We start from the raw sequence: 24,362 nt of genomic DNA on the forward strand, positions 1-24,362 counted from the left end.
CGGATCGCCCTGCTCCCAACACGAAAGTGACTCGGTCCCACTGAAGAAAGCGAGTGAATCGTTCATGACAGCAGACGGACTGACCGGACGCAAGATCCCCCACCCGAAGGATGAGGCACCCCTGGCGCCGAACGCAGAGCAGGTGACAGCGTCGTGGTTCGACGGGGCCGGGTTCGGGCTCTTCATCCACTACGACCACGCAAGCCAGCAGGGCCTCGAGACCTCGTGGCCGCTGATCGCGGGGAGCACCATGCCGCCGGATGCGCGGCCGCTCACGGTTCCCGAGTACCACGCTTCGGCGGCCACCTTCGATCCGGCGAACTGGGACCCCACAGCAATCGCGTGCGCTGCCGCCGAGGCGGGGATGACCTATGCAGTCTTCACCGCCCGCCATCACAGCGGCTGGTCCGCCTGGCCCTCGAAAGCGAGCGACCGAACGATCGCCGACTCGCCCTACGGTCGCCGCCGGTGGCGACCTCGTGGGCGAGTACGTCCGGGCATTCCGCGAGGCCGGGCTGCGTGTGGGCCTGTACTACTCGCTGCCGGACTGGGGACATGAGAACTATCCCCCTTCACAGACGAGTCGCGCCCCTACCCGCACAAGGATTACCCCCGACCTCCTGAAGGGCAGTGGCCCATCTTCCAGCAGTACGTGCGTGATCAGCTCACCGAGCTGCTCACCTGGTACGGGCCCATCGACCTGCTCTGGTTCGACGGGGAGTGGGAGCGCACCCCGAGGAGTGGGACTCGGCGGGACTCGCACGGCACATCCGTGCCCTCGCTCCGGAGATCGTGCTCAACGACCGTCTCATCGGCCTCGGTGACTACCGCACCGCCGGAGCAGTACATCCCACCGCAGCCGCTCGCCGAGACCTGGGAGTGCTGCATGACGATGGGCGAGTACTGGAGCCATGTCCCCGGCGACGAGAAGTACAAGTCGACCCATGAGATCCTCCGCACCCTGGTGGAGGTCGTCAGTAAGGGTGGGAACCTGCTGCTGAATGTCGGACCTCGCGCGGACGGGTCCTTGACGTCCGAAGCGGAGGTGATCCTGAGCGCGCTTGCGGAGTGGATGACGGACAACAGCGAGGCGGTGCACGGGGTGGAGCCGGGCCTGGAGGCCTGGCAGTACTACGGGCCCACCACAAAGCGCGGTGACCGTGTCTACCTCTTCGCACCGGATGAGCCGCGCGACGCGGTGATCGTCCGTGGAATCCCGGTGCGTCAAGTCGCGAGCGTGCGGCTTCTCGGAGACGACGCTCCGCTTCCGTTCACCTTCCGGACGACCCTGGAGGACATCCAGCTCTACGACCCCTCTGGCGAACTCCGGATCGATGTCAGCGCACTGCCGGAGGCGGACACGATACGTGTGTTCTGCGTCGACCTCGATCCAGGGCTGATTCAAGGTGAGGATCGGCTCTGACGAAGAAGCGGCGCCCCTCCCGATCCATCGGATCGGGAGGGGCGCCGCGTTCTGTACAGAGGTCGTCAGGCGCGGGAGATCCGCACCGTGCGCACCTCGAACGGGCGCAGCACCAGGTCGCCGCCGGTGCGGGCGTCATCGAGGTCGTCCTCGATCAGCGACACCTCGCGGATGCCGGAGTGCGGGAAGCCCACGGTCAGCGTGCCGGATGCCCGGCGACCGAGCGCCTCGTACACGCGCACGATCACGTCGCCGGAGCGGTCGTCGGCGAGCTTCACGCTCGAGACGACGATCCCGGAGCCGTCCACCGAGATCAGCGGCGACACCTCGTCGGAGCCGCGCACCACGGTCGCTGGCGCGTTCAGCTTGATGCCCTCGGCGGTGGCGATCGCGGCATCCGCGCCCACGACCAGGCCGACGGCGATCTCGTGCACGCCGTGATCGGTGTCGGGGTCGGGGAAGCGCGGCGCGCGCAGCAGCGACAGGCGCACCGTGGTGGTGATGTCGTCGCCGTCCACGTCGCGCGACGTGTCGTAGCCGTAGATCGAGTCGTTCACCAGGGCGACGCCGAAGTCCTCCTCCGAGGCCAGCACGAAGCGGTGCATCGAGGTCTCGAACTTCGCCGCCTCCCAGCTGGTGTTCACGTGCGTCACGCGGCGCTGGAACCCGAACTGCGTCTCGGCCGCGGTCTCGCGGGCGAACACGTCGAGCGGGAACGCGAGCTTCAGCAGCTTCTCGGCCTCGTTCCAGTCGACCCTGTTGCGCAGCGTCAGCGTGCGCGAACCGGGCTCGAGCGTGATGGTCTGCACGATCGACGACTGCGAGAAGGGTCGCTCCACGACGACGGTCGCGACGCCGTCCACCAGCGAGGCGGACAGCGAAGACACTGCCGTCAGATCATCGACACGGTTCTTGTAGTACCGGTCGATGTCCCACGCGTCCCACATGTTGGGGAAGTCCTGGTGCAGCTGGAACAGGTTCGCGGGCCTGCCCGACGGAATCGCCTCGCGGCCCGATGCCAGGTCGATCGCCGAGGTGATCAGGCCCTGAGACGAGATCGTGATGCGCACCAGCTCGTTCTGCAGCACGTAGCCGCCGTCGACCTCGTCGAGGCGCGTCTCGTCTCGCTCCGCTCGCTCAACGACCACGGATGCACCGAGCGCTGTGCCGCCGCCGACCGAGTTCGGCACGAACACGATGTCGCGGTCGCCTTCGCCGGCCAGTGCGTCACGTGCCGAGGACGCCAGCGCTGCGGCATCCGCGACGACCTTCGTGAGCACCTCGACGGCCTCGCGGTGCACCCAGGCGATCGACGTGCCGGGCAGGATGTCGTGGAACTCGTGCAGCAGCACGATCTGCCAGAGGCGGTCGAGCTCGTCGTAGGGGTACTCGACGCCCTTCTGAACGCTCGCGGTCGCCGCCCACAGCTCGGCTTCGATGAGCGCCTGCTCGGCACGTCGGTGCGTCGACTTCGTGGCGTGCTGGCTGGTGAGCGTGCCGCGGTGCAGTTCGAGGTAGAGCTCGCCGACCCAGACTGCCGGGTCGGTCAGCTCGGCGCGCGCCTCGTCGAAGAACTCGTCGGGGTGCTTCCACTCGACCTTCGCCGAGCCCTCGAGGTCGGCCAGGCGCTCCGCCTTGCCGGTCATGTCCCGAGTGGTGCCGCCGCCGCCGTCGCCCCAGCCGACCGGAGCGATCGAGCGCGTCGCGACCCGGTTCTCCTTGAACTGCCGCGAGGCCTTGGCGACCTCCTCGCCGCTCAGCTGCGAGTTGTAGGTGTCCATCGGCGGGAAGTGCGTGAACATGCGCGAGCCGTCGATGCCCTCCCAGTCGAAGGTGTGATGCGGGAAGACGTTGCGCTGGTTCCACGAGATCTTCTGCGTGAAGAACCACTCGAAGCCGGCACGGCGCATCAGCTGCGGCAGTGCGGGGGAGTAGCCGAAGCTGTCCGGCAGCCAGACGCCCTTCGAGCGAATGCCGAACTCGCGCTCGAAGAAGCGCTGGCCGTGCGAGAACTGGCGCACCAGCGACTCGCCGGTGGGCATGACGGTGTCGGACTCGACCCACATGCCGCCCAGCGGCAGGAACTTCCCGTCGGCGACCGCAGCCTTGATCCGCTCGTAGACCTCGGGGCGGTGCTCCTTCATCCAGGCGTACTGCTGGGCGCTGGACATCCCGTAGCGGAACTGCGGCTGCTCCTCGATCAGGGTGGTCATCGACGAGGCGGTGCGGGCGACCTTGCGCACGGTCTCACGCACGGGCCACAGCCAGGCGGAGTCGATATGCGCGTGGCCGATCGCCGCGATGCGGTGGGCGCTGGCATCGGCGGGCGAGGCGAGCACCTCGGCGAGCTGCGCGCGGGCATCCGGCGCGGTCTCGATGATGCGCTGCAGGTCGAGAACATCGAGCGCGTCGTCGAGCGCCTGCAGGATGCGCATGCGCCGGGGGCTGGTCGCGGGCAGCTCGGCCTGCAGCTCGAGGAGCACCTCGAGGTCGAGGGACAGCTCGAAGACCTCGGCCTCGAAGACGGCGAGGTCCATGTGCCTCACGCGGTACAGCGGCTCGGGGAGGAAGTCTGGATGTCACCCTCCTGCGTCGGCAGGAAGGGGTGGTAGTCGAGCAGCACCGGGTTGGACGCGCCCTCGAGGTAGAACTCGACGGCCTGCCCGGCCTCGGCGTCCACCGGCAGCCACTGGTTGCGCGGATTCAGGCTCTTCACGGGCGTGCCGTCGGGACGGTACGCGAGCGCCTCGCACTGGAAGCCGGTCATGTTCTTGTCGAAGCCGAGGTCGATGAGCGCCTCGACCTTCCTGCCGGCCCATTCGGCGGGCACCTCGCCGCGCAGGCGGAACCAGGTGGTGCCCCAGGCCGGACCCCACATGCTGCCGGCGGTGAACGGCTCGAACTCGAGCGCGAGGCCGTCGGCGGGGGCGATCGGCTCGCCGGGCAGCTGGTGCGCGGCGATCTCGAGCGGCACGCGCTCCGAGTGGACGGCGGGGACGACGCGCTCGGTCAGGACGCGCTTGACCCGGCCGACGGTGAGGGAGGTGTCTTCATGCATCGGTGTCAGCCCTTCGGATGCCAGAATGTGGGGGAGTGCTCGCCGATGGGGGACGAGCTACTAAAACGATCTAGTACGGTGAGTCTATGTCACGGTCCAAGCGTGTCACCATCTCGGACATCGCGCGCGAGGCAGGAGTGTCGCCCGGTGCGGTGTCGTTCGCGCTGAACGGACGTCCGGGGGTCAGCGAGCAGACCAGGGAGCGGATCCTCGCCATCGCCGAGCAGCACAGCTGGCAGCCGAGTTCGACCGCCCGCGCACTGGTCGGCGCGAAGGCCGGCGTCATCGGCCTCGCGGTCAACCGTCCCGCGCGCACGCTGGGCACCGAGGCGTTCTTCACCGAGCTGATCGCCGGCGTGCAGTCCTCACTCGCGACCCGCCGGATCGGCCTGCAGATCGTGGTCGTGCCCACCATCGACGAGGAGATCGCCACCTATCGGCGCTGGAGCAGCGCCAATCAGGTCGACGGTGTGATCGTGCTCGACCCCCGCGACGACGACCCCCGGCTCGCCGCACTGCGCGACCTGCGGCTGCCGGCGGTCGTCATCGGCAGCGGGATGCCGGCGGACGGGGCGGACGACGACACCGCGGTGATCTGGCTCGACGACGACGAGGCCGCGCACACCGTGTTCGACTACCTCGCCGGGCTCGGGCACACCCGCGTCGTCTACGTGTCGGGCCCGGCGGAGTTCCAGCACACCCGCATCCGAGCCGCCGTGCTGGCAGGGCAGGAGTCGCGGGGCGTCGACGGTGAGACCATCGCCACCGACTTCTCACCCGCCCAGGCGTCCGCCGCCGCCCGCCGGCTGCTCAGCCGGGCCGAACGCCCCACCGCGATCGTGTTCGACAACGACGTGATGTGCATCGCCGGCCTGCGCGTCGCCCAGGAGATGGGGGTAGCCGTGCCGGGCGACCTCTCACTGGCCTCCTTCGACGACTCGGTCGTCACGGGCCTGGTGCATCCGTCGATCACCTCGCTCACCCGTGACACGTTCGAGCTGGGTGTGCGGTCGGCCGACCTGCTGCTCGAGCGCTTCGACTCGGCGGATGCTGCGCGCAATCGCCCCGGCCCCCGGCCGACGCTCACCGTGCGCGAGAGCACGGCCCGCCCGCGCCCACCCGCTCGTTGAGCGAGGAGCCTGCGACTGAGTCGAAACGGTCTCGGCTCCGCCGGGTGTGCTGCGGCGTTTCGTCTCGCTCGTTCCTCGCTCGCTCAACGACCCGTGGCGGGCAGCCAGGGGGCCGGATCCCAGCCGAAGGACTCGGCCCAGCCCATCAGTTCGGCGTGCAGGCTCGCCGAGACCTCGGGATGCTCCGCAGACACGTCGGACGTCTCGGCCGGATCGGCGTCGAGGTCGACGAGGATGCGGGATGCCGGATCGAACGGTCCGCCCAGATGCTCGCGGGCGGCGAGGGTCAGCTTGAACCGGCCGCGCCGAGCGGCCAGCTGGGGGCCGTACTCCCAGAACAGGGTGCGCTCGCCGGCATCCGCTCCGCGCAGCGTCTCGAGAACGCTCTGCCCGTCGATGCCGGATGCTGCGGGCAGGCCCGCGGCCTCGAGCACGGTCGGCAGCAGGTCCATCATCGCCGCGGGTTCCGACCATGAGCTTCCGGACGGCAACCCGGCCGGCCACGAGATGATCGCCGGCACGCGGATGCCGCCCTCGAACAGCGAGCCCTTGTTGCCGCGCAGGCCGCCTGTGGAGCCTCCTTCGTACGAGATCTCCTCGCCGTTCAGCCAGTTGCGGCTCTCGGTCGAGGGACCGTTGTCGGACGAGAAGAACACGATCGTGTCGTCGGCGACGCCCGCTGCCTCCAGTGCGTCGAGGATGCGGCCGACGCCGTCGTCCATGGCCGAAATCATCGCAGCCATGATCCTGCGGTCGTCGGGCAGCTCCGGGAACCGGTCCACGTACTCCGCCGGCGCGTGCATCGGGTAGTGCGGCGCGTTGAACGGCACGTAGCAGAAGAAGGGTTCCCCGTCGGAGGAGGAGATGAACTCCGCGGCCTTCTCGGCGATGACCTCGGTGAGGTAGCGGCCGTTGTCGTAGACCTCGCGCTCGTCGTCCCAGAGGTCGTGCACCGGGTTCAGGCCCTGACCCCAGTAGAAGATGTGCGAGTAGTAGTCCACGCAGCCCGCGAGGAACCCGAAGTGCCGGGAGAACCCGCGATCCATGGGGCGGTAGCCCGACCCTGTGCCGAGGTGCCACTTGCCGAAGATACCGGTGCGGTAGCCCTCGTCGCGCAGTCGTGACGCGAGGGTGGGCTGCTCGGGGAGCCCCGGCGTGCCGCGCTTGCCGCCGAGGATCTCCTGCACGCCGGCGTGCACCGGGTGCCGTCCGGTGAGCAGCGCCGCGCGCGACGGCGAGCACACCGGCGAGTTCGAGTACCAATCGGTCATCCGGATGCCGCGCGCGGCGAGCCGGTCGAGGTGCGGGGTGCGGATGTCGTCGGAGCCGAAGCATCCGATGTCGCCGTAGCCCAGGTCGTCCGCGTAGATGACAACGACGTTCGGACGCGACATCAGCTGACGACCGTGTTGTTCGACGAGTAGGTGCCCACGCCGACCGACAGGTCGGGGCGGACCAGCTCGGTGATCCCGCAGGATGCCAGGATGCCGACGTCCGCCGAATCCTTCGACATGACGAACGCGGGGTCGAGGCCGTCGGCGCACGCGTCGACCCAGGCCTGGAAGATCGCGCCGCCGGGGCTCATCGCCGCGCGGCTGATCGGGATCTCATCGTCGTCCACGTCGATCACGATGCCCAGGGTGCGCGCCGGCGGCTGCTGCCGCTCGCGCAGAGAAGGGATGATCTCGGCGAAGCGCTCGCCGATCGGCTTGACCGCACCGTCGTTGGCGATCAGGCCCAGCGAGTACTCCAGCTCGGGGTAGTCCGCGAGCTTCCGGCTGACGTCGTGCGAGCACCACCAGGTGACGCCCCACAGGTTCTCGGTCCGCGCGGCGGACCGCACGGTGGCCTCCAGGAAGCCGGGCATCTCTTCGGCGGTGAGGCAGTTCGAGGGTGCCCGACCTCCTGCAGCCAGATCGGCCGGTTCGGGTCGGTGGCGAACGCCCGTGACAGCTCGATCATGTACTCCGCGTGCCGGTCGGATGCCACGGAGCGGCCGCCGTACCGCTGCGCGGTGCCGTTGAAGATCCACGAGTGCACGGTGGTCATCGCGCCCAGGCGCGAGGCGTGCGCGGGGGTGAATCCGTGGCCGTCCATGTACCAGGCGGCGTCGTACTCGCTGTGCACGTGCTGCTGGCGCGGCGCCGAGCGTTCGGCTGCATCGAGCAGCTGCGTGATCCAGTTCGCCGCCTCGTCCGGGGTGACCGGCCACTGGTGCGGATGCGTCTCGGCGGAGAACTGGTTGGTCTCGTTGCCGAGCGTGAAGCCGAAGAAGTTCGAAGCGTCGCCCAGCGCTTCGCCGAGCTTCTCGACCAGTGCGACCTGCCCGCTGAGCGCATCGGGATGCGTGAACATGTTCTTGTCGTGCCACGTGAACAGCCAGGACGGCACGAAGTCGAAGCTCGACAGGTGTCCCTGGATCACGTCGACGCTGGCGTCCAGGCCGAACTCGGCCGCCACGTCGACCACCGCCCGCACATCGGCGACGGCCCGCTCGCGGATCAGCGTGCGGTTCGGCTGCAGCAGCGTCCAGAGCGGGAAGATGCGCACGTGGTCCAGGCCGAGCGACGCGAGCCCGGCGAAGTCGCGGCGCACGTCGTCGAGGTCCAGCGACATCCAGGAGTGCATCCACTCGGTGGCGGGCGTGTAGTTCGCGCCGAAGCGGAGCGGGGTGTCGAGCGTCATCGGGTGCGTCCTTCCGGAGCGGGCTGGCGGGGGTGCGGGGTGTCACCGAGCTCGAGCTGCAGATCCCACAGCCGCACGGTCAGTTCGTGACGTATCGCCGCATACGAAGGGTCGAGGTGCACGCTGTTCAGTTCGTACGGGTCCTTCTCGAGGTCGAACAGCTCCCACTCCGGCGGGTAGGTGACATTCCCCGCGTTCGGCAGGCCCATGCCGTCGGCGTAGAAGTAGATGAGCTTGTAGCGATCGGTGCGGATTCCGTAGTGCGCCCACACGTGATGCATGTGGTCGTCGTGCTCGTAGAACCGATAGTAGTGAGCGTCGCGCACCGGCGCGGGGTCGGCTCCGGTGAGCATCGGCACGAGGTTCGCGCCCTGCATGCCGGACGGCGCCGCGACGCCGGCGAAGTCGAGGATGGTCTGGGCGATGTCGACGTTCGAGACGAGCGCCTCGGATGCCTGGCCCGCGGCCACCCGGGCGGGATAGCTCAGCAGCAGCGGCATCCGCAGCGACTCCTCGTACATGAACCGCTTGTCGAACCAGCCGTGCTCGCCGAGGTAGAAGCCCTGATCGGAGGCGTAGATCGTGACCGTGTCGTCGGTCTGGTCGTTGTCGGCGAGGAAGCCGGTCAGCGCCTGCACGCTCTCGTCGACCGCGGCTACGCAGCGCAGGTAGTCCTGCATGTAGCGCTGGTACTTCCACACCGCGCGCTCCTCGTAGCCGAGCTCTTCGGGCGGCTGCTCCTTCAGGTCGACATCGGCGAGGTAGTCGGCGATGCGCATCGTGGCATGGTGCGCGGGAGTGCCGCGACCCGAGTAGTCGTCGTCGAAGGTCGGCGGCAGCGGGATCGGATCGGTGAACAGGTCGGCGTGGCGCGGGTGCGGCAGCCAGGGGCGGTGCGGCGCCTTGTGCCACACGAGCACGCAGTACGGCTCGTCACCCTGATCGGCCATCCAGGACAGCGCGCGCTCAGTGAGGATGTCGGTGACGTAGCCCTCGTGCCGCACCCGCCCCTCGGCAGTGATCAGCTCGGGATCGAAGTACTCGCCCTGGTCGGGGAGCACCTCCCAGTGGTCGAAGCCGGCGGGGTCGTAGCCCTCGCCGTGGCCGAGGTGCCACTTGCCGAACATCGCGGTGCGGTACCCGGCGGCCTGCAGTGCGGTGATGAACGTCTCGTGGTCGTTCGACAGGTGTGTGGAGAGAGTCGTCACCGCGCTGCTGTGGCTGTACGTGCCGGTCAGGATCGCTGCACGGCTGGGAGTGCACAGCGAGTTCTCCACCAGGGCGCGATCGAAGCGCATCCCTGCGTCTGCGATGGCGTCGATGCCGGGCGTGCTGTTCACGACCGATCCGTATGCGCTGATCGCGTTCGGCGCGTGGTCGTCGGTGAGCACGAAGACGAAGTTCGGACGGCGCTGTGCGGTCATCGTGGCCCTCTCGGTCGGCGATGGAGTGTTATCGAGGCGTGATGCATCGGGCGTTGGACGGGAGCTCGGCCCTGTGCAATACTTACCGTACTATATCGCTTTAGTACAGGACGCCGGAGCGCGCTGCGGGGTCCTTGGCCACTTCGAAGGAGAATGCCCATGAAGTTCCGATCGATTCTCGCCGCGGGTGTCGCGGCGTCGGTCGCTGTCGTCCTCGCCGGCTGCACCGGCGGCGGTGCCCCGCAGAGTGACGGCTCGTCGGACGGCGAGATCACGGGAAAGATCACGTTCCAGACGTGGTCGCTGAAGAACGACAAGTTCACCCCGTACTTCAACGACGTCATCGCGGCGTTCGAGAAGGAGCACAAGGGCGTCGAGGTCAACTGGATCGACCAGCCCGCCGACGGCTACGAGGACAAGATCCTGCAGCAGGCAGAGTCCGGCGAGCTGCCCGACGTCGTCAACCTGCCTCCGGAGTACGCGGGCGAGCTCGCCAAGGCCAGCCAGCTCGTCGACCTGAAGAAGGCCGATTCCAAGACTCTCGAAGAGTACGTCGAGGGTGGACTCGAGGGCTACACGTACGAGGGAATCGACGGCACCTACGCTTACCCCTGGTATCTCGGCACCAACCTGAACTACTGGAACATGGAGCTGCTCGGCAAGGGCGGATTCACTGCGCCGCCGAAGACGTTCGAAGAGACGCTCGACGACGCGGACGTGCTCGCGACGAAGGGCGTGCAGACCATGTCCGACATCCCCGACGTCAAGGCGCTGCAGTGGATGGTGACCGACGGCGGCGGGGAGTACCCGTTCGCCGTCGACGGCAAGTTCATGTTCGACACCCCCGAGGCCGAGGCGATCATCGACCGGTACCACGAGCTCTACAAGGCTGGCGGCGTGAGCCCTGAAGCGCTTCAGGGGGCAGGAACCGCGAACAACAACGTCAACAACTTCAACAAGGGCAGCGTGGCCTGGACCACCGCCGGCCCGAACTACATCGACAAGAACCTCGCGGTCAACGCCCCGACCCTGCTGCCGGCCGTCAAGGCGGGCCCCGGGTTCGGCGATGCCCCGCTGTTCCTGCAGGGCATCAGCGTGGCATCCGGATCGAAGAACTCCGCGACGGCTCTCGCCTTCGCCGAGTATGTGACCAACACCGAGAATCAGGTCGAGTTCGTGAAGCTGGCCGCAGGCTTCTTCCCGGGCACCAAGGCCGCGAATGAAGACCCCTCGGCGTTCGCCGAGACCGCGCAGAACCCCGAGCAGGCCGAGGCGACCAAGTATGCAGCCGCACAGATGAGCACTGCTCGCATCACCGGTGGAAGTGCCGCACTCTCGTTCACCGAGGAGATGAACACCTACGCGAAGCAGCAGATCGCTCTGGCAGTTCGCGGTGATATCTCGGCGAAGGAGGCCCTGACCAAGGGCCAGGACTACGCCAACCAGAACGTCACGAAGTAACAAGGTGTGACGCGGAGAGGGTGAGCGGAATGAGAAGACAGCGCTGGTACACGCCGTACCTGCTGGTACTGCCCGGCGTGATCTGGGTCCTGGTGTTCGCACTGTGGCCGTTCCTGAACACGGTGTTCCTCGCGTTCACCGATGCTCGCCCTCTCCGCCCCGTCCAGTTCGTGGGCCTGGAGAACTTCGCCAAGATCGGCACCGATGAGCGTTTCGGCTTCGCGCTGACGACCTCGCTCGTCTACGTCGTGGTGTGTGTGCCGTTGCTGACGTTCCTCCCGCTGCTGCTGGCGCTGCTCGTGCACCGGAAGATCCCGGCGATCGGGTTCTTCCGCACCACGTTCTACTTCCCCGTGATCGCCTCGGCCGTGGTCGTCGCGATCGTCTGGGAGTTCCTCTTCTCCAGCACCGGCACCATCAACTCGGCGCTGAAGTTCTTCGGCCTGGCCGACCGTCCGATCGAGTTCCTCTCCGACCGGTGGCTGCTGATCCTCTGCGCCATCGGGCTCACCGTGTGGAAGGGCCTCGGCTACTACATGGTCGTGTACCTCGCGGCACTCGGGAATGTGGGGCGCGAGCTGCACGAGGCCGCCGCGATGGACGGCGCCGGCGCCTGGCGCCGATTCTGGTCGGTCACGGTCCCCGGCGTCCGCGGCCCGATGATGCTCGTCTCGGTGCTCATCTGCGTCGCCGCCGTGCGCGTGTTCACCGAGTTGTACGTGCTCTCGCACGGGTCCGGCGGACCCGGCGGCCAGTCGATGAGCATGGTGATGCTCATCCAGTCGATGGGCAAGGGGCTGAACGGCCAGATCGGCTACGCCTCGGCGATCTCGCTGGTGCTGTTCCTGCTCACCCTGGTGCCGCTGCTCGTCGTCGGCATCGCGAACAACGGCGACGTGCTCAAGGAGATCGCGGTGAACCGGCGTGTGCGCCGCGCAGCCCGTGCCGCGAAGCGCGCCGAGGAGGTTTCGGCATGAGCCTGATGGGATCCCGCGCGACGTCCGCCCTGGTCGAGCAGACCGAGTCGACGATCGAGAAGCGGAGCAGGCCGCGCGAGCCGCGCGTCAAGGAGAAGGCGTACCGCACCAAGGGGTCGGCCGACATCCTCAAGCCCTCCCTGGGGGGACTGATCGGCAAGTATGGCCTCCTGATCGTCATCCTCGTGATCATGGTGTTCCCGTTCGTGTGGCAGTTGTCCACGTCGTTCAAAGGCAACACCGAGGACATCTATGCGTTTCCGCCGTCGCTCATTCCGGATGCGGCCACCTGGGACAACTACGCCGAGGTGTTCCGCACCATCCCTGTGCTCGACTACGCGCGTAACTCCCTGCTGGTCGGCGTCGGCACGGTGATTACGAACGTCATCTTCGCCACGCTGGGCGGCTACGCCCTCGGCTGCCTGAAATTCCGGGGCAAGGGCATCGTGATGGCGATCTTCTTCTCCACCCTGCTGCTCCCGGGCGAGGTCACGCTGACCAGCCAGTACCTGACCGTGAAGTCCCTGGGCCTCGCCAACACCCTGTGGGGCGTGTTCCTGCCCGGCGCGATCGCGGCGATCAACGTGCTGCTCATGGCGGCGGCCTGCCGCATGATCCCGGCCGACACCCTGGACGCCGCGACGATCGACGGCGCCAACACGCTCCAGCGCCTGCGTCACATCGTATGGCCGAACATCCGCGGCATGGTCTCCGTCGTCGCCCTGTTCGCCTTCATCGGAGCCTGGGATGAGTTCCTCTGGCCCCTCGTGGTGCTGTCGGACCCCGCGAACTACACGCTGACCGTCGGAATGGACTACCTGAACTCGAACTTCGGGCAGAACCCGCGAGTGATCGCGGCGGGCACGATGATCGCCCTGGTGCCGATCATCATCCTGTTCGCGGTGCTGCAGAAGCAGTTCTTCAAGGGTGTCGAAGAGGGCAGCGTCAAGGGATGAGCTGGATCGCACTCCCGCAGCCGGCGCGGATCGGTCTGACGGGCGGCGCCTGGCGTCCCGCGTCGGCGCAGGTCCTCGCTCAGGATCCTGAGCTCGCCCGTGAGGCCGAGCGGCTCCAGGTCGATCTGGCCGCCCTCGGCATCCCGGAGGGAGCGGATGCGCGCATCCTGCTCCGCACGACCGAAGACCCCTCGCCGGGCGCGGCGGGCGCTCCGGGGGAGCGCACGCCCCCGGCGAGGCCTACGAGATCGCCGTCGGCGACGACGTCGAGATCCGCACGGCGACGCCGGCGGGGGCCTTCCGCGCCACCCGCCAGCTGGTGCACAATCTGCGCGCGCAGGGCGCCGTGCCGCGCGGCACGGTGTCGGGCTCCCCGGCGGTCGCCGAACGCGGCATCCATCTCGACGCCGCACGCAAGTTCTACCCGGCCGAGTGGATCATCGGGATGCTGCGCGACGCGGCCGACGTGGGAATCAACGTGTTCCAGTGGCACTTCTCCGAGAACGAGGGGTTCCGGCTGGAGTCGGCGGAGTTCCCCGAGGTCGTCTCCGCCGAGCACATCACCCGGGCCGAGGCCGCGCAGATCATCGAGATCGCCCGAGACCTGCACATCGACGTGGTCCCGTCGCTGGACATGCCCGGCCACCTGAGGCAGGTGCTCGCGCAGCATCCGGATCTGCGACTGCCGCCGGGCACCGATCCCGAAGACCCCGCCGAAGCCGGGATCATCGGCACCGACCACGCGCTCGACATCACGCGACCCGAAGCGGTCGACTTCGCCCGCCGGCTCATCGACGACATGGTGCCGGTGTTCCCGCACTCCACGAAGTGGAACCTCGGCGGGGACGAGTTCGTCGCGTTCGAGCGCATCGAGGACTATCCCGCGCTCACCGAGGCCGCACACGCTCGGCACGGCGATGAGGGCACCGGCTTCGACCTGCTCACCGGCTTCGTCAACGAGATCGCCGCGCACCTGCGCGGGCACGGCCTGCAGCCGCGCGTCTGGAACGACGGGATGCTGCGCAGCGCGCAGGTGCTGCTCGATCCCGAGGTCGTGCTCACCTGGTGGACGAACTGGCATGCGGGGATGCGCCCGGTGTCCGAGGCCGTCGCCGCGGGGCACCGCATCGTCAACGTGAACGACAACCTCTTCTACTACGTGCTCGGAGAGAACGCCGGATATCGGTACCCGACCGCCGAGCGCATCTGGGAGGCGGACTGGCATCCCGGCCTGTTCCCGAGGCTGTGGGGAGAACGCGGCCAGGGAACCGAGAGGCAGGAGATGCTGCCGCCGTACCCCGATCTTCTCCTCGGATGCTCGTTCGCGATCTGGTCCGACAAGGGCGGCCCGCAGACAGTGGACGAGGTCGCCGCCGGCATCCGTGCGCCGCTGCGCGCCATGGCCGAGCGCGCCTGGAACGGCGGCAGCGCGCTGTCGCTGCAGGAGTTCACGGCGCTGGATGCCGCGATCGGCGAGGAGTCCGCCCGGTAGAATCGCTGATTGCCGACCAAGGAGGCGCAATGGGGCAGGAAGCCGTGAAGAAGCATCAGGATTACAACCCGGGACCGCGGGTGGGGATCACGTTCTCGACGTTCGATCTGCTGCACGCCGGGCACATCATGATGCTCGCCGAGGCCAAGCGCCAGTGCGACTACCTGATCTGCGGGCTGCAGATGGATCCGACGCTGGACCGTCCTCGAGAAGAATGCGCCCACCCAGACCGTCGTCGAGCGCTACATCCAGCTGCGCGGCTGCGAGTACGTCGACGAGATCGTGCCGTACTCGACCGAGCAGGACCTGGAGGACATCCTCCGCTCCTTCAAGCTCGACGTGCGCATCGTCGGCGACGAGTACGAGGAGCGCGACTTCACCGGCCGCGAGTACTGCGAGGAGGCCGGCATCGAGCTGTACTTCAACAGCCGCAACCACCGCTTCTCCAGCTCGGGTCTGCGCAAGATCGTCGCGGCCAAGGAGGCCGAGCGCGTCGCACGCGCCTGAGCGATGGCTCGGGCCCGTGGGCACGGTCCGGCGGGTCAGGGCGCCATGACCCGGCCGAGCGACCGCGCGTAGTCCTCCTTGATGACGTCGAGGTGCGTCCAGCTGTCGAGGCCGCCGACCTGCCCAAGCGCGCGGATCTGCTCGAGCACCGTGAGCACCCCGCGGTCGATGAACCGCCGATCGTGGCGATGAAGTCGTAGCTGCCGTGCGACCGCGCGGCGAAGTCGATCGCCCGCGATCCGAGGATGTACCGGCGCACCGGATCGGCATCGCCGTTCACCGTGATGCCGACGCCCACGGCCACGCGGTTGCGCGACAGGCCTCCGGACGGGATCGCCGAGATGCGGATCACGCCCGCGTCGATGAGCCGTCGCACCCGAGAGCGGGCTGATGACGGCGAGAGGTGAACGGCGTCGGCGAGCGCCCGGTAGCTCACCCGTCCGTCGTGCTGCAGTGCGGCGATCAGACGGTGATCGAGATCGTCGAGGGTGATCTCGGTACGTGACTCCGCCACGAAGAAGCCCTTGAGCACCTCGGCATAGGTGGTGACCCTGACCTGACGCACAGCGGGTATGCGCCGCACACGATCGAGCATCTCGTGCAGGCGGAGGTCGTCGCCGTGCCGGGACTCGAACACGAGCGGGTGCGCTCCGCTCACCATCGACACGAACACTGCGTCGTCGATCCGAGCGATCTCCTCGGCCACGGGGCGCGCAGGCCCGGTCACGCTGACCATCGCATGGATGAGCACGTGGTGACCGGCGAAACCCGGATCCAGCGCCGCCACCACTCGCAGACCCCCGCGCTCGGTCAGCAGGTGCAGACGCTGCGAGACGTAGTCGCGCGGGGCCCCGAGCAGCTGCGCGAGGTCATGGATGCTGGCGCGGCCGTTCTCCTGGAGGGCATGGATGAGCCTGCCGTCGAGGTCGTCCACGTCTCGGTCGGATCTGCGCGGCGAGACGGTGTCTTCGTCGATGAGAACCCCTCGATGTCTCGTTCCGGCCGGAATGGGCGAAGAAGCCCGATCTGCGAAGCGATCGCCGCAGATCGAAGGTCTACGAAGTGATTCTATCGGCGAACAGCGCCCAAGCGCCGCGTTCAGGCGGCAGAACAGCGGTCATCTCTTCAGTTCCAGCGAGCATCTGCTTCCGAACCGTCCTATAGTCGGCACAGCCCGAAGGACGTTTACCCGCACACCCGACAGAGCAAGGGAGCCCTGTATGTCCTCCTCCACCGTCCATCAGCCGGTGAACTCGCACAAGCGCGCTCTCCGCGCCGGTTTCGCCGCCATGGCAGGCACGACCATCGAGTGGTACGACTTCTACGTCTACGCCACCGCGGCCGCGCTCGTCTTCCCGCAGGTGTTCTTCCCCGAGGTGGACCGCGCCCTCGGAACCCTCGCGTCGTTCGGCACCTATGCCGTGGCCTTCTTCATGCGCCCTCTCGGCGGCATCATCTTCGGTCACATCGGCGACAAGTTCGGCCGCAAGCCGGCGCTCACCAGCACGCTGCTGCTGATGGGCGTCGCGACGGTCCTGGTCGGATGCCTCCCCGGCTACGACTCGATCGGCATCGTCGCGCCCATCCTGCTCATCGTGCTGCGCATGGCGCAGGGCCTCGCGGTCGGCGGCGAGTGGGGCGGCGCCAGCCTGATGGCGGTGGAAAGCGCTCCGCCGAAGCACAAGGTGTTCTACGGCGGCTTCACGCAGCTGGGCAACCCCCTGGGCGCGCTGATGGCCTCCGGCGCCTTCTGGGCGCTCGCCGCGGCCGGCGACGACGCGCTGGTCGCATGGGGCTGGCGCATCCCGTTCCTGTTCAGCATCGTGCTGATCGGCGTGGGCTTCTGGGTGCGCTACCGCGTCGAGGAGACCCCCGTCTTCGAGGAGAAGATCGAGGGGCAGAAGCAGTCCACCCCGCTCCTGTTCGCGCTGAAGAACAACTGGTGGCCGATGCTGCTCGGGTTCTGCATCATCGCGATGTCCTCCGGCGGCTACGTGATCGCCACGACGTTCGTGCAGAACTTCGCCGTCAGCCCCGAGGTGGGCCTCGCCGCTGCGGTGATCCTCGGCGCGATGACGATCGCCTCCCTGGTCGAGACGATCGTGACGCTTCCGCTCGCCTGGCTCGGAGACAGGTGGGGCGGCAAGTCGATCATCATCCTCGGCACGATCCTCTCGTTCGTCGTCTTCATCCCGCTCGTGCTGGTCATCCAGAACAAGCAGGTCGCGATGATCTACATCCTGGTCTCGGCGCTGCGCCTGACACTGAGCGGCGCGTGGGCCTCGCTCTCCACGGTGATGGCCCAGATGTTCCGCCCGCAGGCGCGTTACACCTCGATGACACTCTCGTACGGCATCGGCGCCGCGGTCTGGGCGGGCTCTCGCCGGCGATCGCCTCCGCGCTGCTGGCTCTGACAGGCAACTTCTGGTCGGTCGTCGTGTTCTTCGGTGTGCTCTGCGCCGTCGCGCTGTTCGGGACGATCCTCGCACCGCAGCACTCTGACGTCGCCCCCGTCACGCAGTCGCTGAACGCACGACTGGACACCACTGCCATCCGAAACGTCAAGAAGGACTGACATGCGCCGTCTAGCGACCTATGACTCCCGGGACTCCGCCGCGACCATCATCACGGCAGACGCGATCCACACGGTCGACGAGTCGCTGCCCCGGGCGGAGGCGATGCTCACCGCCGGCGGCCGCATCCTCGCCGTCGGCTCCATCGACGGCGTGGTGCAGGCGGCCGAGGCATCCGGACTCGACCCCGTGCGCATCGACCACCCCGGCGCGACGATCGTGCCCGGCTTCGTCGACGCGCACGCGCATCCGCTGATGTACGGGCAGATGCTCACCTGGGTCGACATCGGTCCGGAGCGTGCGGCGTCGATCCCCGAGATCGTCGAGCTCATGGCTGAGCGGGCGGCCACGCTGCCGGCGGGAGCGCCGCTGCGCGGCTACGGCTACGAGCAGCGCAATCTCGCCGAGCGCCGGCATCCCACCCGGTACGAGCTGGACGACATCGCGACCGACCGCGAGGTCTACATCATGAACGCCTCCGGTCACGGCGGCGTGGTGAACAGCTTCACTCTGGAGAAGTACGGCGTCACGAGGGACACCCCGAACCCCGAGGGCGGCGAGTTCTTCCGCGACGCCGACGGGGAGCTGACCGGTGAGCTGTCGGATGCCGCGTGCAACGTGCTGACCGGACTGCACGGCGTGAAGGTCGGCCACCACGGACCGAACTTCCACCTGGGCGACGAGCCGGCCGAGCACCAGCATCAGCTCGACGCCGTGCAGCGTGAGTTCCTCGCCGGCGGCGTCACCACGATCGGCGACGCCCAGGTGTCGCAGCGCGAGTTCGCCGCCTATCTGGCGCTGGCCGACCGCGGCGCCCTCGACATGCGGGTCTCGATGTATTTCCTGTCGCACCTGCTCGACCAGGTGATCGACCTCGGCCTGACCGGGCCGTTCGGCAATGCCTTCCTCTCGGCCGCGGGCATCAAGCTCTACGCCGACGGCACGCTCGGCGGCTGGACGGCGTACTTCCCCGAGGGGTACGTCGGAGACCCGTGCCGCACCGGACAGCTCTATCACCAGCCCGAGGAGTACGCCGGGCTCGTGAAGAAGGCGCATCTGGCGGGTCTGCAGACCGCAACCCACGCGCAGTCGCCCACGGCCATCAAGATGGTGGTCGACGCGATCGAGGACGCCCTCGCCGCTCGTCCCGACACCGACGCCCGGCACCGCATCGAGCACTGCGGCCTGCCGGATCCCGCCGAGATCCCACGGATGGCCGAGCTCGGCATCCGTCCGGTGAACCAGACCCAGCACTACTACAACTGGGGCGAGGGCGTGGAGCAGGCCATCGGCACCCCCGGTGAGCGGTTCAACCCGCTGGGTGAGTTCCTCGAGGCCGGTGTGCCCGTCACCATCTCGTCGGATGCCCCGGTCGCCGAACCCCGGCCGCTCGAGGCGATCCAGGCGGCGGTGACTCGTGTCACGCGCCGCGGGCACAAGCTGGGGCCGGACTCGCTGCGGATCAGCGCGGAGGCCGCGCTGCGCGGGCACACTCTCGAAGGCGCCGCTTCGCTCGGCCGCGATCACGAGCTGGGCTCGCTGACCCCGGGCAAGCGCGCGGACTTCGTGGTGCTCGGCGCCAATCCGCTCGAGACCGAGGGCGCGGAGATCGCCGGCATCCCGGTGCTGGAGACCTGGGTGGACGGTGTCGTGAAGCACTCAGCGGCGGCGGCGCAGAGCGGCCAGGAAGGATGAGCGGCATGGAGACCACCGCGAAGCGCACCACCGGCTGGGTGATCATGGAGGCCCTGCGGGGCTACGGCGTCGACACCGTGTTCGGCATCCCCGGCACCCACAACCTGGAGTTCTACCGGCCGCTGCAGGCCCTCGGCATCCGCCCGGTCACCACTCGGCACGAGCAGGGCGCCGGGTACGGCGCCGACGGCTGGTCGATGCAGACCGGGATGCCGGGAGTGGTCGTGACCACGAGCGGCCCCGGACTGCTGAACGCGCTCTCCGCCGCCGGCACGGCCTACTGCGAGTCGCGGCCGATGATCATCCTCTCGCCGGGACCGGCGCGGGGGAGCGAGTTCGCCGACGTCGGCACGCTGCACGAGACCAAGGATCAGCTGGCCGCGGCATCCGCCGTCGTGGAATGGGGCAGGCGCGTGACCAGCGCCGCCGAGGCGGTCGCGGCCGTGCACGACGCCTTCGCGCTGTTCGCCACGGGACGTCCGCGCCCGGTGTACATCGAGGTGCCGCTCGACCTGCTCGAGGAGGAGGCCGAGGGGATCACTCCCGACGACCTCGCATCTCGCGTGTTCCCGCCCGCTCCGGCGCCCTCCGACGACCTGGTCACCGAGGCGGCCCGTCTGCTGAACGCTGCCTCGGATCCCGTCATCCTCGCCGGTGGCGGATCCCGCCGGGCCGGGGCCGCGCTGCGGGCCGTCGCCGAGCGCCTCGGCGCCCCCGTCATCACCACGGCGAACGCGAAGGGCGTGCTCGACGAGCACCACCCGCTCTCGCTCGGTGCCAATCTGCGCCTGGCCGCCGCGCGCAACCGCGCCCGCGACGCCGACGTGCTGCTCGTGGTGGGCTCCAAGCTCGGCGAGGCCGAGCTCTGGGTCGACCGGCTCGACGCGCGCGGCACCGTCATCCGCATCGACCTGCTCGCCTCGCAGCTCGACAAGAACCAGAAGGCCGATGTCGGCATCGTGGGCGACGCCGCGGCATCCCTCTCCGCCCTGCTGACCGAGCTGGGCGACGGCACCCCGCGCACCGGCAGTCGCGTCGCCGAGACCCTCGAGGCCGTGCGCGCCGAGGTGCACGAGCTCTCGCCGGTCAACGCCGCGCTCGCCGAGGTCATCGCCTCGGTGCTGCCCGCCGACGCGATCGTCGCCACCGACTCGTCGCAGATCGCGTACTGGGGTCTGATGAACGTGCTGCGGGTGTCGAAGCCGAACTCCATGCCGTACATGGCGACGTACGCCACCCTCGGCTACGCCCTGCCCGCCGCGCTCGGCTCGCGCCTCGGCGACCCGGGCCGCCCCGCGTTCGCCGTCACCGGCGACGGCGCCCTGATGTTCTCGCTGCAGGAGATGATCACTGTCGTCGAGCAGCGGCTCGACGTCACCGTGATCGTGGTCGACAACGGCGGCTACGCCGAGATCCGCCAGAACGAGGCGGATGCCGGGATCGCGCCGATCGGCGTCGATCTCGTGCAGCCGGACTGGGCCGCCCTCGGCACTGCCTTCGGCGGCACGGGACGACGTGCCGCATCCGCCGCAGAGCTCGCCGAGGCCGTGCAGCAGGCCCAGGCCGACGGCGGCCTGCAGGTCATCCACCTCGACGAGTCCACATTCGCCCTCTGAGACAGGAACACCCCATGAGCAGCACACCGATCGGGCCGGCCGACGCGTCGAAGACCCCGCGCTACGCGGGCCTGTCGACCTTCGCCCGGCTGCCGCGCATCGAAGACGTCGGCGAGACCGACATCGCCGTCGTCGGCATCCCGTTCGACAGCGGGGTCAGCTTCCGCCCCGGCGCGAGGTTCGGTCCGGAGCACGTGCGCGCGTCCAGCCGCCTGCTGCGGCCGTACAACCCGGCGCAGGACTTCTCGGGCTGGGAGGCCGTGCAGATGGCGGATGCCGGAGACATCGCCGCCAACCCGTTCAACATCCACACCGCGGTCGAGCAGATCGCCGAGGCCGCGGCCGAGCTCGGCGAGCGGGTCGACCGCATCCTCACGATCGGCGGCGACCACACCATCGCCTACCCGCTGCTCAAGGCGATCAGCGCCAAGCACGGCCCGGTCGCCGTGGTGCACTTCGACGCGCACCTCGACACCTGGGACACCTACTTCGACGAGCCGATCACGCACGGCACGCCGTTCCGCCGCGCCTCGGAGGACGGCTTCATCGACCGCACCGCCTCGATGCACGTCGGCACCCGCGGCCCCCTGTACGGCAAGGGCGACCTCGAGGACGACGAGCGGCTCGGCTTCTCGATCATCACGAGCGAGTTCGTCGAGGAGCACGGCGTGCCGGCCGCTCTCGAGCGGCTCCGGCAGCGGGTCGGCGACCGGCCACTGTATGTGTCCGTCGACATCGACGTGCTCGATCCGGCGCACGCCCCCGGCACCGGCACTCCCGAGGCCGGCGGCCTGACGAGCAGGGAGCTGCTGCGGATCATCCGGGGCCTGGCCGATCTGAACATGGTCGGCGCCGACGTGGTCGAGGTCGCTCCCGCCTACGACCACGCCCAGATCACCGGCATCGCCGCCAGTCACGTGTCCTACGAGATCCTCACCGCGATGGCGCGCGCGATCGTGCGCGGACGCGGCGAATGACCTCCAGAACGGATGATGAGATGACCGACGCACGACCCCTCGCCGTCTACACGGACGTGGACGACACCGATCCGGGTCCCGGCATCGCGCTGCTGGAGGCGCACGGCTTCGAGGTGCGGGTCCTGGGCACCCGCGACCCGCAGGCGATCGTCGAGGGCGCGCGGGACGCCGTGGCGCTGCTGCCCGGCTACGCCGCCGTCACCCGAGAGATGATCGAGGCGCTGCCGAACCTCGAGATCATCGCCCTGATGTCGATGGGGTTCGACTACGTCGACGTCGACGCCGCGGCCGAGCAGGGCGTCTGGGTGACGAACGTGCCCGGCGCCGCCACCGAGGAGGTCGCCACGCACGCGCTGGCGATCATGCTGCACAGCATCCGTCAGCTGCGGTTCTACACGGCGAGTGCGAACCCGGCGGAGTGGAACGAGCGCACCGCCGCGGCTCCGCCCCGGCTCAGCGAGAAGACCCTCGGGATCATCGGACTCGGCAAGATCGGGCGCGAGCTCATCCGGCTGGCGGCACCGCTCTTCGGACAGGTGATCGGCTACGACCCGCTGATGCCGGACACCCCCGAGGTGCGCGCTGATCTCGAGCGCCTCGGCGTGCGGCGAGCCGGTCTGGACGAGGTGCGGGCCGAGGCCGACGTGCTCTCGCTGCACCTGCCGCTGACGCCCGAGACCGAACGCATGATCGATGCGGAGTTCCTCGCCGGGATGCGGCAGGGATCGGTGCTCGTGAACGTGTCGCGCGGCGCGCTCATCGACGAGTCGGCGCTGGCCGCCGCACTCGACACCGGCCATCTCGCCGGCGCGGCTCTCGACGTGCTCGCCACCGAACCACCGCAACCGGACCATCCGCTGCTGGGGCGTGACGACGTCGTGCTCACGCCGCACATCGCGTACTTCTCGGAGCGTACCGAGATCGAGTACGTGCGCATCCAGGCGCAGAATGCGGTGACGCTGCGCGAGACCGGCGCGCCCGATTCCCCGGTGAACCGGCCCGCGCCTCGCGCTTGAAGAACGCCGACCCGCGCCGGCTCCCCGCACAGATTCGAAGAGAGGACCCCCGTGGCACACCTGACCGACGAGGCCAAGCAGACCGCACGCACCTGGATCGACGCGCACCTCGCACAGCTCACCGAGTGGCACACCCGGATCTGGGAGCTCGCCGAGCCCGCGTGGCGCGAGTATCGCTCGCAGGCCTGGTATGTCGAGCGGCTGCGCGCCGAGGGCTTCGACGTCGAGGACGGATCCGCGGGAATGCCCACCGCGTTCAGCGCGGTCTGGCGCAACGGCGACGGGCCCACTCTGCTCACCTACGCCGAGTACGACGCTGTGCCGGGCAACAGCCAGGCGGCGACCACGTCCGAAGCGCCGCGCGACGGGCTCAGCCGTTTCGCACCAGGGCACACCGATCCGCACTCGGTGCTCGGCATCTCGACGCTCGCCGGCCTGCTCGCGACGAAGCATGCCATGGAGCAGCACGGTATCTCCGGGACGCTGAGGTACACCGGCGAGCCGGCGGAGAAGATGCACGGCTCGAAGGTCGTGCACGGTCTGCGGGGCTACTACGACGACGTCGATGCGATCGTGTCGTTCCACCCGTTCTACATGCTGCCGCTGTGCAACACGGCGCGCTGGGACACGCAGTGCGGCGCCTACTACAGCAAGGTCTACACGTTCGTCTGCGACCACCCCGAGACCTGGCAGATCTCCAGCGCGGATCCGAACTCGCCCATCCCGGCATCCCATTCCGCGGCGAGGGCGCCCGGGGCGAACGTCGCCCTGACCCAGATGTACACCGCTTCGCGCACGATGCTCGACTCGATGCTGCCCGCTACCGGAGGCTGGAGCTTCTCCGACGCGATCCTCAGCGACGGGCAGGCGACAGCCGACAATCTGCCGCACAGGGTGGCGCGTCTGCAGTTCTCCTGGCGCACGCCCGACATCGAGATGGCCGAGCACATCCTCGCGGTGCTCGATCGCAATGCGGCGGCCGCGGCGACGATGGCGCACTGCGAGCTGGAGGAGCGCTGGGTCGCACGCAGCCGCCCCGGTCGCACCAACCACGTGATGGCGGAGACGCTCTACGCCAACCTCGAGCAGGTCGGCGCGCCCGTGTACGGGCCCGATGCGGTCGCTGTCGCCCAGGACATCCAGCGCACGCTCGGTCACGAACCCAGCGAGAGGCCGTTCCTCGCCGAGACCGAGCGGCTGATCGACCCCCAGGAGGCGGAGCGGATCCTGCGCGAGCACATGCCCGCATGGCAGCGCAACTGGACCAGCGACGACTACGTCGAGATGTCGCACTACGCACCGCTGGTGCGGTTCTACGTGTCACGACCGGCGCTGCAGCCGGTTCCCGGAGCGGGCCCCTGACCCGGCATGG

17 protein-coding genes and 5 pseudogenes are annotated in these 24,362 nt (G+C 68.8%); 16 read left to right on the forward strand and 6 right to left on the reverse strand.

Features of this window, described 5'->3' with window-relative positions; genetic code table 11:
* Window positions 1-64: 64 nt before the first annotated feature.
* From L2X99_RS18710 to L2X99_RS18040, 3 genes and pseudogenes are all read left to right on the forward strand, one after another.
* A pseudogene (locus L2X99_RS18710) lies at window positions 65-436 on the forward strand (alpha-L-fucosidase); the annotation flags it as partial.
* A pseudogene (locus L2X99_RS18715) lies at window positions 372-581 on the forward strand (alpha-L-fucosidase); the annotation flags it as partial. The pseudogenes L2X99_RS18710 and L2X99_RS18715, both read left to right, overlap by 65 nt.
* A gap of 56 nt (window positions 582-637) precedes the next feature.
* On the forward strand, window positions 638-1,423 hold the full coding sequence (locus L2X99_RS18040; RefSeq protein WP_442923531.1) for an alpha-L-fucosidase: 786 nt from the start codon (window positions 638-640) through the stop codon (window positions 1,421-1,423).
* Between the two features lie 65 nt (window positions 1,424-1,488).
* Here the strand turns inward: L2X99_RS18040 and L2X99_RS16085 are convergent.
* Window positions 1,489-4,481: pseudogene (locus L2X99_RS16085) on the reverse strand (alpha-mannosidase).
* Window positions 4,482-4,567: 86 nt separating this feature from the next.
* On the opposite strand from L2X99_RS16085, the gene L2X99_RS16090 reads away from it, so the two are divergent.
* Window positions 4,568-5,611, forward strand: a complete 1,044-nt coding sequence (locus L2X99_RS16090; RefSeq protein WP_236125876.1) for a LacI family DNA-binding transcriptional regulator — start codon at window positions 4,568-4,570, stop codon at window positions 5,609-5,611.
* Between the two features lie 83 nt (window positions 5,612-5,694).
* On the opposite strand, the gene L2X99_RS16095 is transcribed toward L2X99_RS16090, so the two are convergent.
* From L2X99_RS16095 to L2X99_RS16110, 4 genes are read right to left on the reverse strand one after another with little or no spacing between them, the layout of a single operon-like run.
* Complete coding sequence (locus L2X99_RS16095; RefSeq protein WP_236125875.1) at window positions 5,695-7,005, reverse strand: sulfatase family protein; 1,311 nt, start codon at window positions 7,003-7,005, stop codon at window positions 5,695-5,697.
* Complete coding sequence (locus L2X99_RS16100) at window positions 7,005-7,454, reverse strand: hypothetical protein (protein ID WP_236135389.1); 450 nt, start codon at window positions 7,452-7,454, stop codon at window positions 7,005-7,007. The genes L2X99_RS16095 and L2X99_RS16100 overlap by 1 nt, the downstream gene beginning before the upstream one ends.
* Window positions 7,343-8,296 (reverse strand): glycoside hydrolase 5 family protein, encoded by a 954-nt coding sequence (locus L2X99_RS16105; protein WP_236135390.1) that lies wholly within the window; start codon window positions 8,294-8,296, stop codon window positions 7,343-7,345. The genes L2X99_RS16100 and L2X99_RS16105 overlap by 112 nt, the downstream gene beginning before the upstream one ends.
* A complete protein-coding gene (locus L2X99_RS16110) occupies window positions 8,293-9,720 on the reverse strand; it encodes a sulfatase family protein (RefSeq protein WP_236125872.1) in 1,428 nt (475 codons plus the stop codon). Before L2X99_RS16110 ends, L2X99_RS16105 begins: the two co-directional genes overlap by 4 nt.
* A gap of 159 nt (window positions 9,721-9,879) precedes the next feature.
* On the opposite strand from L2X99_RS16110, the gene L2X99_RS16115 reads away from it, so the two are divergent.
* The 6 genes and pseudogenes from L2X99_RS16115 to L2X99_RS16135 all read left to right on the forward strand — a co-directional run bounded on the left by L2X99_RS16115 (window position 9,880) and on the right by L2X99_RS16135 (window position 15,113).
* A complete protein-coding gene (locus L2X99_RS16115; RefSeq protein WP_236125871.1) occupies window positions 9,880-11,181 on the forward strand; it encodes an ABC transporter substrate-binding protein in 1,302 nt (433 codons plus the stop codon).
* Window positions 11,182-11,210: 29 nt separating this feature from the next.
* Window positions 11,211-12,158 carry a carbohydrate ABC transporter permease gene (locus tag L2X99_RS16120; RefSeq protein ID WP_236125870.1) on the forward strand — a complete coding sequence of 316 codons (948 nt, stop codon included), beginning with the start codon at window positions 11,211-11,213 and terminating at the stop codon, window positions 12,156-12,158.
* Window positions 12,155-13,114, forward strand: coding sequence for a carbohydrate ABC transporter permease (locus tag L2X99_RS16125; RefSeq protein ID WP_236135391.1), 960 nt, complete (start codon window positions 12,155-12,157; stop codon window positions 13,112-13,114). The genes L2X99_RS16120 and L2X99_RS16125 overlap by 4 nt, the downstream gene beginning before the upstream one ends.
* Window positions 13,115-13,433: 319 nt before the next feature.
* Entirely contained in the window at window positions 13,434-14,606 is a 1,173-nt protein-coding gene (locus L2X99_RS16130; protein ID WP_236135392.1) for a family 20 glycosylhydrolase, read from the forward strand.
* A gap of 29 nt (window positions 14,607-14,635) precedes the next feature.
* Window positions 14,636-14,842 (forward strand): annotated as a pseudogene (locus L2X99_RS18720) (adenylyltransferase/cytidyltransferase family protein); the annotation flags it as partial.
* Window positions 14,843-14,888: 46 nt separating this feature from the next.
* Complete coding sequence (locus tag L2X99_RS16135) at window positions 14,889-15,113, forward strand: hypothetical protein (RefSeq protein WP_236135393.1); 225 nt, start codon at window positions 14,889-14,891, stop codon at window positions 15,111-15,113.
* Here L2X99_RS16135 and L2X99_RS16140 read toward each other — a convergent pair.
* Complete coding sequence (locus tag L2X99_RS16140; protein WP_236125864.1) at window positions 15,028-16,047, reverse strand: Lrp/AsnC family transcriptional regulator; 1,020 nt, start codon at window positions 16,045-16,047, stop codon at window positions 15,028-15,030. The two genes, L2X99_RS16135 and L2X99_RS16140, sit on opposite strands and share 86 nt — an antisense overlap.
* 286 nt (window positions 16,048-16,333) lie before the next feature.
* Between L2X99_RS16140 and L2X99_RS16145 the strand changes: the two are divergent.
* The 6 genes and pseudogenes from L2X99_RS16145 (at window position 16,334) to L2X99_RS16170 (ending at window position 24,352) form a co-directional block, all read left to right on the forward strand.
* Window positions 16,334-17,688: pseudogene (locus L2X99_RS16145) on the forward strand (MFS transporter).
* Between the two features lies 1 nt (window position 17,689).
* Entirely contained in the window at window positions 17,690-19,381 is a 1,692-nt protein-coding gene (locus tag L2X99_RS16150; RefSeq protein ID WP_236125863.1) for an amidohydrolase, read from the forward strand.
* Window positions 19,378-20,997 (forward strand): thiamine pyrophosphate-binding protein, encoded by a 1,620-nt coding sequence (locus L2X99_RS16155; protein WP_236125862.1) that lies wholly within the window; start codon window positions 19,378-19,380, stop codon window positions 20,995-20,997. Before L2X99_RS16150 ends, L2X99_RS16155 begins: the two co-directional genes overlap by 4 nt.
* A gap of 14 nt (window positions 20,998-21,011) precedes the next feature.
* Complete coding sequence (gene speB / locus L2X99_RS16160) at window positions 21,012-21,974, forward strand: agmatinase (RefSeq protein WP_236125861.1); 963 nt, start codon at window positions 21,012-21,014, stop codon at window positions 21,972-21,974.
* 20 nt (window positions 21,975-21,994) lie between these two features.
* Window positions 21,995-22,990, forward strand: coding sequence for a C-terminal binding protein (locus tag L2X99_RS16165; RefSeq protein ID WP_236125860.1), 996 nt, complete (start codon window positions 21,995-21,997; stop codon window positions 22,988-22,990).
* A gap of 51 nt (window positions 22,991-23,041) precedes the next feature.
* The gene (locus L2X99_RS16170) at window positions 23,042-24,352 is read left to right on the forward strand and encodes an amidohydrolase (RefSeq protein ID WP_236135394.1); all 1,311 of its coding nucleotides are present in this window, start codon (window positions 23,042-23,044) and stop codon (window positions 24,350-24,352) included.
* Window positions 24,353-24,362 lie beyond the last annotated feature (10 nt).

The sequence above is a fragment of the Microbacterium sp. KUDC0406 genome, assembly GCF_021582875.1.
In the GTDB taxonomy this organism is placed as follows: Bacteria; Actinomycetota; Actinomycetes; order Actinomycetales; family Microbacteriaceae; genus Microbacterium.

Excerpts from the sequence above, each read along its gene's own strand:
- speB (WP_236125861.1), top strand. The coding sequence starts at position 21,012 with ATGAGCAGCACACCGATCGGGCCGGCCGACGCGTCGAAGACCCCGCGC.
- L2X99_RS16165 (WP_236125860.1), top strand. The coding sequence starts at position 21,995 with ATGACCGACGCACGACCCCTCGCCGTCTACACGGACGTGGACGACACC.
- L2X99_RS16120 (WP_236125870.1), top strand. The coding sequence starts at position 11,211 with ATGAGAAGACAGCGCTGGTACACGCCGTACCTGCTGGTACTGCCCGGC.
- L2X99_RS16150 (WP_236125863.1), top strand. The coding sequence starts at position 17,690 with ATGCGCCGTCTAGCGACCTATGACTCCCGGGACTCCGCCGCGACCATC.
- L2X99_RS16090 (WP_236125876.1), top strand. The coding sequence starts at position 4,568 with ATGTCACGGTCCAAGCGTGTCACCATCTCGGACATCGCGCGCGAGGCA.
- L2X99_RS16110 (WP_236125872.1), bottom strand. The coding sequence starts at position 9,720 with ATGACCGCACAGCGCCGTCCGAACTTCGTCTTCGTGCTCACCGACGAC.
- L2X99_RS16095 (WP_236125875.1), bottom strand. The coding sequence starts at position 7,005 with ATGTCGCGTCCGAACGTCGTTGTCATCTACGCGGACGACCTGGGCTAC.
- L2X99_RS16125 (WP_236135391.1), top strand. The coding sequence starts at position 12,155 with ATGAGCCTGATGGGATCCCGCGCGACGTCCGCCCTGGTCGAGCAGACC.
- L2X99_RS16105 (WP_236135390.1), bottom strand. The coding sequence starts at position 8,296 with ATGACGCTCGACACCCCGCTCCGCTTCGGCGCGAACTACACGCCCGCC.
- L2X99_RS16115 (WP_236125871.1), top strand. The coding sequence starts at position 9,880 with ATGAAGTTCCGATCGATTCTCGCCGCGGGTGTCGCGGCGTCGGTCGCT.
- L2X99_RS16155 (WP_236125862.1), top strand. The coding sequence starts at position 19,378 with ATGAGCGGCATGGAGACCACCGCGAAGCGCACCACCGGCTGGGTGATC.